Source organism: uncultured Prevotella sp. (genome assembly GCF_946407605.1).
GTDB lineage: Bacteria > Bacteroidota > Bacteroidia > Bacteroidales > Bacteroidaceae > Prevotella.
Genome location: NZ_CAMJOS010000001.1, coordinates 19,817 through 35,679 on the forward strand (window position 1 = coordinate 19,817; position 15,863 = coordinate 35,679).

Genomic DNA, 15,863 nt, shown 5'->3' on the forward strand with positions numbered 1-15,863 from the left:
AGAACTATAGTTTATACTTTCTGCGGTTTTGTGATTTCTGTGGGACAAACATCAGAAGTAGATGGTGGTGTCGCCAGCCCATGCAGTATCTATTTTTACAGTAACGAACCACCGGGACGCGAACACCGGGACGCGAACACCGGGACAGGTTCCTGTTTCATTACATACGATATATCATACTCTTCCCTATTCCCGTCAATCTCTCCAATTGCCGTAAAGAGGCTTTTCTACTTTTTAATTCGACTAATATAGACTTCTTTATATCTGTAGGCAATTGCTGAAAAGCACTGCTATTCGTTACGCCGGTCTTTTCTTTAATCAGCATCATAACCTGATCATCTGAAGGTCGTCCTTTAGAAGCATCCTCTATATCAAGGCAAGCGACTTCATCAGAAAGAGGCTCATTCACAAGTTCATTCAACTCACTAAAGGGTATTCGGTTCAAAACAGTGCGAGTATCACATAAAGGGAATAGCGTACTATTCTTGTCTTCATATTCATGCCAACTGCTGAACTCGTAATCATTTACTTTATTCACAATCCCAGCCTTCACAGGGTTTTGGTGTATATACCTCAGAAGCGTCACGAAATAAGCCATATCATTCACTGGCTCACTTTTAAAACGCTCCTTAAAGAGATGCTAATCGCGCCTGTACTTACGGTTGAAATAGTACACATAAGAACTTGCAATGCGTTTGATAGTATCACTTACGCTCTCTTCTCGTTCACGAATCAGCAAATGAAAGTGGTTAGACATTAAACAATATGCGTAATAGGTGCAATTACTTCCTGCAGGGGTACCATCCTCATCATAACGGAAACGCATCCTATCCAAAGTAGTAATGAACTGGTAATAGTCTTCTGGTTCCTCGAAGATATTGACTTCGTCTTCCTCCTTCTCGCTCGGGATAGCTCAAGCGAGCTTGGCTCTCCGCTCGCTCGTGCGTCGGTTCTGGTGATTCTTGCGTCCCTACGGTAGCAAGCGTCCAAAGGCCGAGCGAATGCCTCGCATCATCACATGAAATATCCCTGTTCCAGACTCTACCCTTGCCTTACGTGGCATAAAATTGTGATATTAAAAGCATCAAGTTTGAACTCTTTATTTATCTGATGTCAGTTTCCTGTCCCCTTGCCATGCCATTTACTGAAATCCTCGCACAGATGTGCTTGGGCATTACTCTTCCACATAGCAGAAATCCTGTGGGCCTCTTTCGACACCATAATCTGCAAGTGGCTTTGGTTGCTCAAATATCTGCAAGTGCTCTATCTGATAAGCGTAGGCGACGTCCTTTCCCTCGAAATAACGGTCAAACACTTCCTTTGATATTCCACCTATTTCAGATGTTTGTCCCCATAGCCATTCAGGGTTTCCAGACAGATAACCACCAAGAGTAAACTCAGCCACCACTCTCTTTACAGGATGTGAGGAATATATCAACACCTGCCTGACAATATCATCCTGAGGAATCCGCTTTCTATATTCTACCGTCTTTCTACCAGCAAGAATCTCCGCAACAAAGCAAGGCTTAATCGACAACAAGATCTTCCTCATACTCAGTTCCTTTAATCAAATATCTGAATTGATTGTTCTCAATGGGCAGGCATCGCGATGATCTCAACTTCATTATATCAATGCCAACCATCAATAAACTGCTTATCGAAATTGGTTTCATATAGAAACTTGCATTATGCAAGAAGTAGATGACCTTCACTTTACCTTCTTCCCTTTCCCAACGACTATGCAGTGCATCCGAAGACAGAGATGTCCGCTTCCTGCATCTGACCAAGAACTCTTCTTCATTATTAAAGCTCTGAAAGACATCATCAACAATTCCAGCCCCTATTATACCTTCCTCTTCACCACCACTACCCTTACGGAAGAAAAGAATCGCACTGCCAGGCTTTATGTCTATATTATCTTCTTTCAGGATAATCATCTTTCGTATCGCATTTCTGAATGGTTCCATGTCAAAACTATTTTCCCTCACACTTTTTGATGGAATTAATAGTTTGGAGTATCCCTTTCCTACTGTAATTATGAAGACATTTGATTTCCCATCTTGAAAAGGATAGCTTAAGCGAGGTAAAGGGAGTGTCTTCTTCTTCATCGTCCTAATATAGACATCCTCACCGCCCTTTTTCTTACCCCAGTATGAAAAGCCCCATCGTTTAATCATGTCTATCAGACGTAATCTGGGGGTATTGTTCGCATACACTGTCACATAGATCTCGTCCACCTTATGCTTCAAGGCCTGTTCAAAAATGATGCGCATAAAGCGTTCGCCAATCTTCTGTCCTGAATAATCAACTTTCAAAGAACTGATTTTCAGCCTACGTGCAGGTGGCAAGAGTGGGATTATGGTTGAGTAGTCCTCATCCTCCAATTCCAACTTTAATTTTAAAAGAGCTTTTATCTTGTCATTTTCATCTTTGGCGACATAAACCAAATCATCTTTCTTTTTCTTGAACCATTCATAGTAGTAGGGTGCGTATTCTCGCTTGAATGTATTGAAGAAATTGTCATCCAGAGATAAAGTGCCGAATGAAACCTCTTTTAGTATAATCCCTTTTGAGTCATCTTTATCACGATGTTCAATCGAGCATGTCTCGATAAATTCATCCATGGTGAACACTTTGTCATCCATCGAACAAATACGCGACAGTTCATGTGCTCTCAGGTTCTCAGTAACAAGAATATCTGCCTTATTATATTTTATAAGGTTCAACTGCATCAATAAAGCTCGTTCATCCCTCTCTTGCCACAAATCTTTTTGGCTTAGCATCATTTTGAATATTGCCAAGAGAGGGGGCATTTCGCGTATAACTTCAAAGCCTTTTAGTGCCGAAAGCCTATTCGTTTTCACAAAATGCGTGGTTATCGAGATAGTACCGACATCCAGCAACTGTTGTGCATTAAGACGCTTAGCCCATTGCTGCACAACAGACACGCCATCGGCATACTCCTCATTGAGCAGATAGCCCAGTATAATGTCTGTGCCGAAAAGTATGCGCTGATTCATCGCTTGCGATAGATTTTTGATTTAGTCACGCCTATCTTCGTAACAATCAGATATAAGCACACGAAAACTAGCAAGAAAAACGAAATGGCAGGTTTCAACCAACTCTTCCAGAAGCCTGCCTCATCGACTGACATAATAATATCATAGAACTTGAAGCTTAGCATAGAGCCAACCCAACTAAGCAGAATTGCCACTGCTACATAGGCAAACATCCTGCCCCAATACAGGCGTGGATATATCGAGCTAAAGAAAACACTAAAGCTTGATATTGGTTTCTCGTCAAACTTCTTATCATCATCTTTATCCGCTTTACGGCGTTTCTTCCAGTGATAAGCCACAAATGTCGTATTGTGCAGACTAGTCTTCGGCTGATATTTGTCCCACTGTTCTGATTCAAGAATGCGTGTATCTTGTTTTAGAGAGCTGCCGTTGTGCACTGTCTCGCGGGTGTCCACCATATAGAACATGTGTACCTTGTCAAATTTACACATCTCAAGCCGTGCCAACTTCATGGTTTCTTTCACCTTACTATCAAGCACCCTTGTTTCATTGATTCTCACGTCATAAAGGTCAGTCATCGAGAATGCTGCTTGTAAAAGATCATTTGTGATGTGTTCTGACTTTACATATTGACTCTTATCCTTTAACCTTACTCTGAAGCGCACATATATCTGGCTACATGCCTCACCCTCCGGTTCGCTGTTAATGGTAACTTTGATGAATGTTCCTTTCGGTGTATCCGTAAAAGACTCTGTTGTAAAATTAGTCTCTCCAAGTTTGTAAAGATAGAAGCTTCGGTCTTCATTGATGAAAGACACTGTACAGTAGTTGTCATTTACCCTCGATGTTACTTGGATATCTGCATTAAACACAGCGCCAAGTGTCTGGTCATTAGCGCGAAGAATGTCCGAAAGGTCTTGTGGACACCCATCAATATCAAAAGGTAGGAACAAGCAAAGCGTCTTATAGCTTTTAGGAAACATGATGCCGAAATCGATATACATGGCAGGATTGAGGAAAAGGCTACCAGTCTCCACTTTCCAAACATTCAAATGTAGTTCTGTATTTGTTGCAGTCTTCTCGCCAGGCTCCTCATAAGGGACCGGCAAAGTGCTACCCACCGTCTTTTTTGTTGCAGCAACAATCTTCATCTGAGACTTTTCAACCTCCAAAACCATAGTAGATTGAACAGTTGTGGCAGAAGCATTATGTGAGTCAGCAGAAAACAAACTTCCACTAATTCTGCTCTTGCTATAATATAATGCGATACTTTTCATTGTTCTTGTTATTATTAACCTTTTTCTATCTGCTATTTGAACATTTGATGAGCCATAAAAGACCTTAAAAACTAAGAACCGCTTTCAGACACTTCATCATTTCTCTGACATATTCATCACCTCATCTTCCTCCAATGGCCTATACCCGCCATCCTTCGCTTCCAGCAATATCGTCCCGCTCTCCAAGCATCGCAAGCTATGCCACTGCCCTTTCTCGATATTCAGCACAACTCCTCCAGGTACCATATCAACCGTTTCCGTTAACCGTCCCTCAGTGTCATAGAAGTACTCTTCGAAATGACCTCGGACACATACACAAGTTTCTGAAGAACCCTTGTGCCTGTGTATCGGCATAATCGTCCCTGGCTCCAGTGCATTTAACATACGCTGGCTATTATCGTCAGCAGAGTTGCGCAAATCAAGGTTACACCTTAATCTTGGATTCGCTTTCGCTTTCTCCGTCAGTTCATCAAGTATATCTTTCGTTATAATCATTCTTCAAACCTTTGTTTTCGTTGTGGCCAAAAGAGGTATGAGCAAAACTGCCATAGACCTTTCAGAAATCCCAACATTAAATCAATTGAATTATTTAGCACCACTCATCAAAAAAGAAGTTAATGACTCACTTGATTTTACTCTTCCGAAATAAGGTTTTGGATGACTATACTCCATATAATTGCGATACGGGCTATATTGTTTGTATGCTTTGTATGGCTCATATTGAGTATACACATCGGCTGCAAACTTGTTAAAGCCGCATATCAAGCCATTGAGATTACGTATTTCACCCTGGATATACCATCCCAAATGCTTCCCATTAAAACCATATACCTTATCTTCATAAAGATACGCAACAGGTTTTCCATTCCATAAATATATTGTAGAGTCGTTGTCAAATGATATATAGGCAACTGGAACTCCACTAATATCAAACAACGTTTCTTCCATCAACTTTTACTTATTAAATACCATAGCTAAAAGATTATTCTCATCGATAGTTTCTCCACGAGCAGACTGAAGCATATTCTTATAGCTCTTGTACCTTATAGATGTTGCTGTATATGACAACTCTATTTTATTATAGTGCATCTTCAAATTATCTTCTATAAGCTGATTTACCAATGAATCATAATAGGAATGAAGATTCTCCACCATGGTTGCTATATAATGCGGGCTTCTTCCGCCATGAACGATCATATTCCTCGTCCTATATATTCTATCAACGTGCCATCTAATTCTTTCTTCATGGCGTACTAGAAATGCTAAAATTTCCTCTGGCTTAGACAGGATTGTATACATATCATGCATCCTATGTCTCATTAAATAGAACTTGTCTGCTGTCAGTTGATCATACAAGAGGTTCAACTCCTTCTTGACATGTTCATCATCTCCATCGTATTTTTTCAACACCATTAGAGCTGCCAACTTCTCAATGTCGTCTGTTCCTTCTGTTACCCTACTTAATATTCTTTTATAAAAACCTTTATTCCATATTTTCAAGCTACTATCGATTGCACCTATCAACTTGCGATAGTAGTTTACACAAAGGTAAGGAACAATAGTTTCATAGATTTGAGCTATACGCGCATTCTTACTATTTATGTCCTTTGGAATCAGCACTTCGAGTGCTGTAAAGAGATTCACAAACTGATTCTCAAGATTATCTGTTACAAGTGCATTTTCGTGAAGTTGTTTAGAACTATCTATTCTTTGAATTGATTCAGGAGCGTATGAAAGCCGGTTGTATGTCTTTGATGTCATAACAGAGGCCGGAAATGGTTTCATATCTTCACAATGAACAATGTTTCCGATAGGCTTTTTGATGGGTATCACCGTATGAGAAGCCTCTTCAATCACAAGACATTCATTCTGGATGCTCAATTCGTCCTTGTGATGGTAAAACCTAAATGTTCTTGAATGGCGGTGAATACGCTGGAGGGACAATTGCCTCGCCATATAAGGGTCATTTGCCTTCACCTCTGTGATGATAAACATTTGGGAATTTTTTCGCCTTAAACTGAATCTATTAATTACAGGATCGCTAAACGAAAAATGTAATGTATCATCAACAACATCGTGATCTTTACCAAAAGCATTTTTTAAACTCTTGAACAACGGATTCCCTATATTGACAACTTTATACTTCTTTACAATCCCATCATATAAGGAAAAATAATGGTCAACAGCATTCTCATCGTCAATTTTAGTTCCAGAGCTAAAGAAAAAATTTAGATTCACTGCATAAATATATTCTTCCGAATAACCCAAATACTTCAGGTGCGTCACAAATATTCTCGTGAGATTCTCTATTTTTTTCTTTTCTCTTTCACCCTTAGTCTTAATTAATTCGGAAAGAGTCTCCTTCAACTTTATAAAGTAAAGTTCGCCTATCTTTAGCTGTTTAAGAAGTACTATACAATTTAGGATTTCTCTGTTGGTAAAGTTGGTCCAGGCATTATAACATAAATAAGTCATACCCATGTCTTGAAGCAAAACTGCCATAACTTCATCGTCTTTGAACGATTTTGATAGCTCTTCAAGAACTGAACGCATCCCCTCTTCTTTTATCATTCCATTTTCAATATCCAACACAGTTTCATGTGCTTCATCGAGTAATGAAATGATATTTAAAGCTGGAGCCTTGTATGAATCATAAGTATAGTTGAATGTCATTTCATCAATTAAGTTAGCAAACACCACTAATCCTTCCATTTTTGATGAAAAGTTCCATCCAACTAAAGACTTGTTCCTCATAACAGAAATATCCAATAATATAACAAAAAAACTTCTACTTACATCTTCTGATCCAAATTCTTCCCCTTCTCCTCATGCTCGAAGTTAGGAATAAACTCCTTGATAGCCTCCACCACCTGGGCCTTCGTAAAGTCCTCCTTCGCAAATATTCCCTCTATCTTCTCAAAGAAAGAATCAACCTCCTCCATATCATGCCTTGTCGTCTGCTCCACCACACCCAGCGCCGCAAATCTCTGCATATCAATCTTCTCCCCAGGCACATAGAACTCCTCGTAGGCCTTCTCACCCGTGGTATCCGAGCCGAAGTACACCGTAGGATACTTATTGTCATCCCAACCCAGTGCAGCGGCCTTGCGCTTGGCCTCATCATCCGAAGAGCAAGGATCTTTCTCCAGCCCGTTGGCCGTCACGAACTTGTCACAGATCGAAGAGAATGTCAGCATCTGGTCTTCACCCAACTTCGGGAAGAACACCTCTCCCCCATTACCCAAGATACAAGCCAACATACAAATCTGACCAGACTCTTCGGGCGAAACGAAGTAACGCTTCACATCACTTGGTGCAGCCAGCGGCTGCTTCTTCTGCAAGCGGTGAATCCAGCCGTCAGGCAGCGAGCCGTTGCTGAATGCCACGTTCGCAAAGCGGGCAGTTGTCACCTTGAAATACTTATTGTAAGCCATCACCAGGTCTTCCATGATACGCTTCGATGCGCCCATGATGTTAACTGGATTGGCAGCCTTATCTGTCGAAACACAGAAGAAATGCTTCGGTGGATACACCGTCAACAAGTCCATCAACTTCTTCGCCTTGATGTCGTTGTTCTCTATCAGCGCCTGCACGCTGTAGCGGTCCTTCTCCGAACGCACATGCTTGTGCGCACTGAAGTTCGCCACAATGTCAAAGCCCTTCTCCTCACGGAAGATGCGCTCAAAGATCGGGTCTGCGAAGTTCAGCGTGTAGCAGCGGAACTCGTCGGGCACGTAGAGGCCGTTTGTTGAGCGCACATCGCGCACCAGTTCAGCCAACCCGTTCTCGTTCAGGTCAACCACCACTACTGATGCCGGTTCAAACCGCAACACCGCCTTGATGAAGCTGGAACCGATAGAGCCAGCACCACCAATCACACATACTTTCTTACCCTTAATCTCCTGAGTGAGCTTCTCGGCATTCGCCTCGATGTCACCCTTAAACATGCTCTCCGGTCTGAATGTAACCGAATCGCTTATAAACTTGTCTAAATTAAACATCTCTTAATCATTATATTTACGATGCAATATTTTCTTTAAAAAGTAAAACTATTCCCATCTTCACTTTGTTCACATGCCAATTCCTCCAGCTGATTACACTTTTCATTCTGTATGAAACAAATATCCGCTGGCGTAGAACCACAATTGTCGCCAGACGCTTTCTTCGTAAATATCTTCATACTTCCAGCGGTAGCGGAAAAGATTCTTTACCAAATGCCAACGATTGTGCCAACTACCCTCACCTGATCCAAATACATAGTCATCATCATATAATGCACTATCCAGTATCTTTTCTGCGAATGAGCTATCCGTGGTAATATCAGGATTCGAGACTTTTACACCCAGATAGTTCACGCATATAGCTGTAGCTGCATCTGCAAACCTCTTCAAGTGACATCGCTCACAGAATACATAGAACTGCTTCCAGTCCACATCATTCTGATGTTTCTCCAGAAGCATTGCCCAATCGAGTATCTGCTTCAACCTTAATCCTTCACTCACAAAATGAGCACAAGCGTGATAGGTCAGAAACATTGCAGTCCACTGCATTGGAGGTATCACGCTCGATTTAGTCAACGGCTGAAATTTCTGAGGTTCCCGCGTGAGTTCATCAACGAGCGCTTTCTGTAACCTCTTCCCTCTTTTGCCATCTCTGGTATGAACAAAATACTGATGGTTCTCAAAGGTCTCACCTTGGTAGAATATCTGCGAGTGTTTATACCATTCCTCATCTACCTCGGCTCCGACTTCACGAGCAATCTCATTTCCCTTAGCATAATTCTCAAACAGATAACAGTCTATATCCCCAGGACTTCGATGTTCAGGCTTAGGATACATTGTTGCACTTGCCTGCCCTTTGAAGACCATCACCTTGCATCCTTTTCCTGCCCATTTCGATGCCAAACTATCCATGACCTGTAACTGTTGGTCATTACTCTGTTCGGTTTGAAGCAACGAACCTGTACCTTCAAGCACATACATCTGCCACCAGCCACTATCTATATTGGGAGCTATACCATCCTTTCCATATTTCTCCACCAACCTACTCAGCCCATCCATCACAATAGCGGACACGCCTTGTTTTTCGGACATATCCCTAATACACACCCAATCCTTCTGTGACAACCCACGAAGGGATTGTGTATTGGCAGTAGAAGCATCTTCAGTCTCTATGCCAAGCCTTACAAGCGTCAGAAAAGCATCTTTTGCAAGCATCTGGGGTTATTCCTCTTTTCTAAATTCCAAGAACTCTTGATAATCCCTTATATAATCTTCCTTCTGATATATTTCTGAAGCCAGCACCATACATACAGCACCTGAAGAGAAATCCTCCAAATCACGCCATAGCCCAGGCTTTACATATAATCCCTGATATGGTCTATTCAAGAAGAAAGAACGCTTTGCCTTTCCATCATCAAGTGTAACTGTAAACGAACCAGAAGCGGCTATTATCAACTGCTCCAAATCCCTATGAGCATGTGAACCACGGCTCTCGCCACCAGGTACATCATATAGGTAATACACCCGCTTCACATCAAATGGCAAAGTTGTGCCATTCTGAACCACCGTTAAGTTTCCTTTACGGTCGCTATGGTGCTTATCCAATTCCACCATAGTACAGTCGAAAACGCTATATTTTGCCATCTTTCTTCAGTTTTAAGAATTCATCGTAATCACGGATATAGTCATCAGCAGAATACCCTACCGATCCGAACTCTAAAGCAAATGAATTGGTTGAGAAGTTCTCCATCGTTCTCCACAAGCCCTTAGGGATATAGAGGCCATAATAAGACCGATTAAGACTAAACCGTTTCTTATTCACGCCATCGTCAACCTCTACATCAAAGGCCCCTGACAGAGCTATCACCACTTCCTGATTCTCACGGAAGGCATGCCCCCCTCTATCTTCTCCACCAGGAACATCATATATCCAATAGGTCCTCTTGATTTCAAAAGGAATATGTTTATTCTGTTCCGCAAAGGATAGATTTCCACGGGCATCCAAGAACTTTGGCAACTCTATGATTCTTACGTCTTCAATACTTGCCATAATTATTATCTGAGAGTATCAGAGTTAACTTCTTCTTTCATCTCATCAATCACCTTCAGAAGGTATTGGCCATACTGGTTCTTCAACATGGGCTTGGCAAGTTCACGCATCTTATCTTCTGAGATCCACCCATTGCGATATGCAATACCCTCCAAGCAAGCTACCTTCAGGCCTTGACGTTTCTCAATAACCTCGACGAATGTACTTGCTTCAGCCAAGCTATCGTGTGTGCCTGTATCAAGCCAAGCAAATCCACGACCCAAAGTCTGCACCTTTAACTCGCCATCTTTCAGGAACTCCTGATTGACTGTAGTTATTTCCAACTCTCCACGAGCAGATGGTTTGATATGCTTTGCAACATCAACCACTTTATTAGGATAGAAGTACAGGCCAACCACTGCATAATTTGACTTTGGTTCCATGGGCTTTTCTTCAATTGAGAGGCAATTGCCCTCACGGTCAAATTCTGCCACACCATATCGTTCAGGGTCATTCACCCAATAGCCGAAGACTGTCGCCTTACCATTTTTTTCAGCATCATCAACAGCCTTCTTCAGAAGATATGTAAATCCTGCACCATAAAAGATATTATCGCCAAGTACAAGGCAGGCAGAATCATTACCGATAAACTTCTCACCGATGAGAAAAGCCTGAGCAAGGCCGTCTGGTGAGGGCTGTTCGGCATACTCAAAGTGAACGCCATAATCTGAGCCATCGCCAAGCAGACGTTTGAAACCTGGAAGGTCGTAAGGCGTTGAGATAATCAGAATTTCCCTAATTCCTGCTAACATCAGAGCTGAAATAGGATAATACACCATCGGTTTATCATAAATCGGTAGTAACTGTTTGCTCACACCCTTCGTAATGGGGTAAAGTCTTGTGCCAGAACCACCAGCAAGAACGATTCCTTTCATCTCTAATTTTTTTAATCTACAATTGCACTTTTGATGGTATCTACAATATATTTGATATCATCTTCTTTTACACAGGGGCCAGAAGGAAGGCATAAAGCAACCTTGAAAATCTCTTCACTCACACCGTTCACGTATGCAGGAGCATTCTTGTAAACGGGTTGTTTGTGCATCGGTTTCCATACTGGACGTGCCTCAATCTGAGCCTTATCCAAATATACACGCAGAGCCTCTACATTGTCATTGGGCTGACAATCTGTAGTTGCCGAAGAAGCTGCATGAATAACACCAGCTGCACCACCTACAGCCCCAGTCACTATAGTCTTATAGGTGTTTTCCTGCCCCTTAATTTTCAAAGATGGATCAAGGGTTATAGTGCAAAGCCAATAGTTTGAGTCATACCTACCAGTTGAAGGCTGGCTATTAACAGACACGCCCATGACATCTTTCAGTAATTCTTCATACATCTTCTGGACCTTCTTATGATGATTAATATGATCTTCTAAAACTGTCATCTGGCCCCTTCCAATACCTGCACAGATATTGCTCATACGGTAGTTATAGCCTATCTTCTCATGCTGGTAGTACGGATAGCTCTCTCTGTACTGTGTAGCAAACATCATTATTTCCTGCCACGCCTCTCTGTTAGGGCATATCAACGCACCACCACCCGAGGTAGTAATCATCTTATTACCATTAAAACTCAATACGCCATACTTTCCAAACGTGCCAAGTACTTGACCATTGTAACGACTACCAAATCCTTCTGCAGCATCCTCGATTACGGGAATATTGTACTTATTCGCAATCTCCATGATGCGGTCTATCTGATAAGGCATACCGTAGAGTGCCACAGGCACAATGGCCTTGGGGAACTTTCCCGTCTTATCCTTGCGGTCGATGATAGCCTTCTCCAGCAGCTCTGGATCCATGTTCCATGTCTCGCGCTCCGAGTCAATGAACACAGGAGTTGCACCCAAATACGTTATCGGGTGACTTGATGCACAGAATGTAAAACTCTGCACCAAAACTTCGTCACCTGGGCCAACGCCACACGCCAATAGTGCCAAATGCACTGCAGCCGTTCCTGCAGAAAGTGCAACTACTTCCCTGTCACAAATCTTATCTCCATTTTCCTTGGAACACACATAATTTTTCAGGTCATCCTCAAACGCGTTCACGTTCGGCCCAAGGGGTACTACCCAATTGGTGTCAAATGCCTCCTGAATGTACTTTTGCTCTAAACCGCCCTCGCTCATGTGAGCTAGACAGAGATATATTCTTTTTCTTTCTGACATAATCACTTATAAAAAATAATTAAACTCAAATGTTTTCAAACTTTGACAAAATAACTACATCATAATATCTGTCATTCTTGAAATTTTCATCTTTCAGAACGCCTTCCTCCTCATAACCACATTTCTTGAACATATAGTATGAAGGAAGGTTCTCTTTCAAAACGAGAGCTTTGATTTTATGAAGGCCTAATACTGAAAAACCATATTCTGAAATCGTATTGGTAATTATGGTTCCATAACCCTTTCCACGGGCATTTTTTGTTCCAATTAGAATACCATACTCTGCCTTTCGGATACGCTCGTCTATCTTATAAATTCCAGCATGGCCTATAACATGACTTGTCTCGGTATCTACAATAACAAACACAGCCTCGTCATCTTGGGTGTTATGAAAGTTTATCCAGTTGGTAATATCATCTTTTGTATAATGAGGATGCACACCTCCGAGAAGTAATGCAGATTCATCGTCGTTTTTTACAGTCATTAAATCATCGACATCATCTAGACAAGGTTTGCGAAAAAGTAAATTACCAACACGTAATATGGCGTTATCGTTATGCTCGATCATTTTTACTTAGCTCTTTATTTTGTCAAATATCTCTTCACTCTCCAAAATAATAGGCTCCACATCCACATCACGCAAGAAGATATATGGCTTTTCGTAATGATAGAATGGAGCGCGCTCAACTCTATCAGCATTGCCATCTTCCATAATCTTGATGGTGTCCTCAATCAGGTCAAATCCGACATGAGCCATCACTCCAGCGTAAGCCATGTGACGGATATTCACCTCCGTCACCTTCATATTGCCGTTCTTATCCTCCTTCAGGTCAAAACTCAGAATACCGTGTGCAGGCACATTCAGTTTCTTCTCCAAATACTTGATACAATCATCACAGAACTTATTGATACGGTCTTCGTTCAAGAAGCGACCAAAGGCCGTATTACCGGTCACATGACTTGGTGCAGTATTAGCCATCACATATTCGGCACACTCCAAGGCAGCACCTTTCACATACTCGCCATTATAGTAGAGCATCTCATTGGCCAAATGACGACCAGTCAAGAACTCGCTAACGGTAAACTCTGGAATGCGGCTATTGATAAAGAGCCAGCTTTTATAACTACTCAGATCTTCCAACTTTAATGACCCCAAACCACCTGTTCCTTCAGTAGCACGAATCCAGCAGGGGAAGCCAATCTCTTTCTCTACATCTTCATAACGTGGATTATCCTGCGTCACCTTGATGGTCTTGGGAATAAAGTCAGTACCCTCCAGCAGGTCAGCCATGATACTCTTATCCTTTAGCGAAACGCTCAGGAGCTTGCTGCCCATAAATACAGGAACAGGGAATTTTCCATGCTTCTCATAGTAGTCACCCCATTCCACGATCTCGCTCTCTGGCTGCACAAAAGCATAGTCAACATGCTTCTCTGCCACCAGCTTCTCTATCCATGGGAAGTAATTGGGATCTGTGCATCGAGGGCATACATAGTATTCGTCCAGCAGACCCTTCATAAAAAAGCCTACTGCCTTTTTATTTACATCGACACCAATAATGTGGTAGTCGGGATGGTTTTCACGGATAATACCCGTGATTGAACGTGGCGTCAAACCGCCAATACCTGTTACAAGAATGGTTTTCATATTAATCGCATTAATGTTTCTATTTCTCGTTTTATTTCAATTAATCCATATCGCTGGTCACAAATCAAAGACAATTCCCGACTCACTATGTCATTTACTTTAAATTCCGTCGGAATCTGCTTGGGCTGTGGCCAATGTATAGGGCAATATATCTGTTGCTCGATCAACTGCTTTCTAACAGTATCTCTTTGTTCTTTGCTTTCGAACAAAACCGGTACAAACAAGGGTACAGACTTATCCGTAAATTCATACATAAATTGCACGCCCTTCAGCTTCTCGTGTATATAAGCAGCATTCTCTCTTCGCTGTTGCTTCATCTTCTGAGGATCTTCTTGCTTGTATAGCGTATAGGACAAATCGTCCATCGCATAATTGCAATAATCATCCGCCAATTGATGTCCGAACTCTCCGAATGCAGCAAGGAACTCGTCTTTTTTTATGCTAATATCACCCGTCAAATAGCGGTACTTATCTTTCATCGCTTTCTCTTTGACAGAGATATAAGGACAATTCTTCAGTTCAGGTTTATCTATTCCTTTAACAACTGCACCACCTATCACGCCCATCCATTTCCTAATACTTGCAAATGAATAATCCGACAGCTCATGATATTCCTCATCATCCATCAAAAATGAATGTGTGCGGTCATACAGGATGATACTCCTTCTATTCTTTATTTTCCTTACCTTCTCAACATCCAGCGTATTCCCATACCCAAAATAGTTCGTTAAATAGAATATATCCGTATTATCCGTTATATCCGTGTTCAAATAGTAATCTGTATGATCATAATCATAGAATCGAACATCAATTCCGTGTGCCAGAAATGGTGCGATCATTGAATCACAGCACCAAGCAGGCATAGCCACAGTTTTTGCCTCCTTCTCCCTCAATATCTCTTGGAGGATAAGGTCAATGGCAGTACGCCCTGAGAGACAGTAAACGCCCTCCCTTCCCGTCAAAAATGTTTTGGGTTCGTTCTCTATCCAGAACTCGCTTCCTATTTCACTTATCATTCTTGACATATTCAGGTCTTTGTACACCTCTGACATCATAGAGGCTGACATTACCACTGGTCTCAACGCCAACACTCTCGCGCTTAAATACTTTATAGATAGTCATAAAGAATATCTTGATGTCGAGCCACAAGGTTAGATGCTCCACATAATAAACATCACATTCCAGTTTATGATCCCAAGTTATGTTTTTACGCCCATTCACCTGAGCCCATCCACTGATACCAGGGCGCACATCATGACGATGTGCCTCATGCTCATTGTAATACGGCAAATATACAGGAGGTAATGGTCTGGGGCCGATAAAAGCCATATCACCTTTTAATATATTGAAAAACTGTGGAAGTTCGTCAATACTCGTACTGCGGACAAACTTACCAGCCTTCGTCAATCGCTGTGCATCAGGAAGAAGATTACCATTTTCATCCCTTTCATCTGTCATTGACTTAAACTTATACACCTTGAAAGGTTTCTCTCCTTTCCCTATACGAGTCTGATGGAAAAAAGCCCCTGCCCCTTTATTGGCAAAATGCAACCACACTGTCACCACGATAAACAATGGCGACAATAATATTATTGCGACAAAGGCTCCCAGAAAGCCTAATAATCGTTTTAAAAAAAATCTATACATATTTATCCGAT

At 41.7% G+C, this 15,863-nt stretch carries 18 protein-coding genes; all 18 read right to left on the bottom strand.

Annotation, left to right across the window (positions count from 1 at the left end; genetic code table 11):
* Positions 1–160: 160 nt before the first annotated feature.
* Positions 161–538, bottom strand: coding sequence for a hypothetical protein (locus Q0R57_RS00100; protein ID WP_294742568.1), 378 nt, complete (start codon positions 536–538; stop codon positions 161–163).
* A gap of 102 nt (positions 539–640) precedes the next feature.
* Entirely contained in the window at positions 641–826 is a 186-nt protein-coding gene (locus tag Q0R57_RS14710) for a transposase (RefSeq protein WP_366516817.1), read from the bottom strand.
* Between the two features lie 348 nt (positions 827–1,174).
* Complete coding sequence (locus Q0R57_RS00105) at positions 1,175–1,552, bottom strand: hypothetical protein (protein ID WP_294742570.1); 378 nt, start codon at positions 1,550–1,552, stop codon at positions 1,175–1,177.
* A complete protein-coding gene (locus Q0R57_RS00110) occupies positions 1,527–3,020 on the bottom strand; it encodes a hypothetical protein (RefSeq protein WP_294742572.1) in 1,494 nt (497 codons plus the stop codon). Before Q0R57_RS00110 ends, Q0R57_RS00105 begins: the two co-directional genes overlap by 26 nt.
* Positions 3,017–4,297 carry a hypothetical protein gene (locus Q0R57_RS00115; protein WP_294742573.1) on the bottom strand — a complete coding sequence of 427 codons (1,281 nt, stop codon included), beginning with the start codon at positions 4,295–4,297 and terminating at the stop codon, positions 3,017–3,019. Before Q0R57_RS00115 ends, Q0R57_RS00110 begins: the two co-directional genes overlap by 4 nt.
* A 96-nt stretch (positions 4,298–4,393) precedes the next feature.
* Positions 4,394–4,792, bottom strand: coding sequence for a WbuC family cupin fold metalloprotein (locus Q0R57_RS00120; protein ID WP_294742576.1), 399 nt, complete (start codon positions 4,790–4,792; stop codon positions 4,394–4,396).
* A gap of 90 nt (positions 4,793–4,882) precedes the next feature.
* Positions 4,883–5,245 carry a 4-fold beta flower protein gene (locus tag Q0R57_RS00125; RefSeq protein WP_294742578.1) on the bottom strand — a complete coding sequence of 121 codons (363 nt, stop codon included), beginning with the start codon at positions 5,243–5,245 and terminating at the stop codon, positions 4,883–4,885.
* A gap of 6 nt (positions 5,246–5,251) precedes the next feature.
* Complete coding sequence (locus tag Q0R57_RS00130) at positions 5,252–7,051, bottom strand: hypothetical protein (protein ID WP_294742612.1); 1,800 nt, start codon at positions 7,049–7,051, stop codon at positions 5,252–5,254.
* 38 nt (positions 7,052–7,089) lie between these two features.
* On the bottom strand, positions 7,090–8,298 hold the full coding sequence (locus Q0R57_RS00135; RefSeq protein ID WP_294742615.1) for a polysaccharide biosynthesis protein: 1,209 nt from the start codon (positions 8,296–8,298) through the stop codon (positions 7,090–7,092).
* Positions 8,299–8,400: 102 nt separating this feature from the next.
* Entirely contained in the window at positions 8,401–9,513 is a 1,113-nt protein-coding gene (locus tag Q0R57_RS00140; RefSeq protein ID WP_294742618.1) for a nucleotidyltransferase family protein, read from the bottom strand.
* Between the two features lie 6 nt (positions 9,514–9,519).
* A complete protein-coding gene (locus tag Q0R57_RS00145; RefSeq protein WP_294742621.1) occupies positions 9,520–9,942 on the bottom strand; it encodes an FdtA/QdtA family cupin domain-containing protein in 423 nt (140 codons plus the stop codon).
* Positions 9,929–10,348 carry an FdtA/QdtA family cupin domain-containing protein gene (locus Q0R57_RS00150; protein WP_294742623.1) on the bottom strand — a complete coding sequence of 140 codons (420 nt, stop codon included), beginning with the start codon at positions 10,346–10,348 and terminating at the stop codon, positions 9,929–9,931. The genes Q0R57_RS00145 and Q0R57_RS00150 overlap by 14 nt, the downstream gene beginning before the upstream one ends.
* 5 nt (positions 10,349–10,353) lie before the next feature.
* The gene (gene rfbA, locus Q0R57_RS00155; protein ID WP_294742626.1) at positions 10,354–11,262 is read right to left on the bottom strand and encodes a glucose-1-phosphate thymidylyltransferase RfbA; all 909 of its coding nucleotides are present in this window, start codon (positions 11,260–11,262) and stop codon (positions 10,354–10,356) included.
* A gap of 11 nt (positions 11,263–11,273) precedes the next feature.
* Positions 11,274–12,557: an aminotransferase class I/II-fold pyridoxal phosphate-dependent enzyme gene (locus Q0R57_RS00160; RefSeq protein ID WP_294742628.1), complete on the bottom strand. Its 1,284-nt coding sequence runs from the start codon at positions 12,555–12,557 to the stop codon at positions 11,274–11,276.
* Between the two features lie 25 nt (positions 12,558–12,582).
* Positions 12,583–13,125: a GNAT family protein gene (locus Q0R57_RS00165; RefSeq protein ID WP_294742630.1), complete on the bottom strand. Its 543-nt coding sequence runs from the start codon at positions 13,123–13,125 to the stop codon at positions 12,583–12,585.
* A gap of 6 nt (positions 13,126–13,131) precedes the next feature.
* Positions 13,132–14,205, bottom strand: a complete 1,074-nt coding sequence (locus tag Q0R57_RS00170; RefSeq protein WP_294742633.1) for a hypothetical protein — start codon at positions 14,203–14,205, stop codon at positions 13,132–13,134.
* Positions 14,202–15,230: a DegT/DnrJ/EryC1/StrS family aminotransferase gene (locus Q0R57_RS00175; protein WP_294742635.1), complete on the bottom strand. Its 1,029-nt coding sequence runs from the start codon at positions 15,228–15,230 to the stop codon at positions 14,202–14,204. The genes Q0R57_RS00170 and Q0R57_RS00175 overlap by 4 nt, the downstream gene beginning before the upstream one ends.
* Entirely contained in the window at positions 15,211–15,852 is a 642-nt protein-coding gene (locus tag Q0R57_RS00180) for a sugar transferase (protein ID WP_294742638.1), read from the bottom strand. The genes Q0R57_RS00175 and Q0R57_RS00180 overlap by 20 nt, the downstream gene beginning before the upstream one ends.
* Between the last annotated feature and the right edge of the window lie 11 nt (positions 15,853–15,863).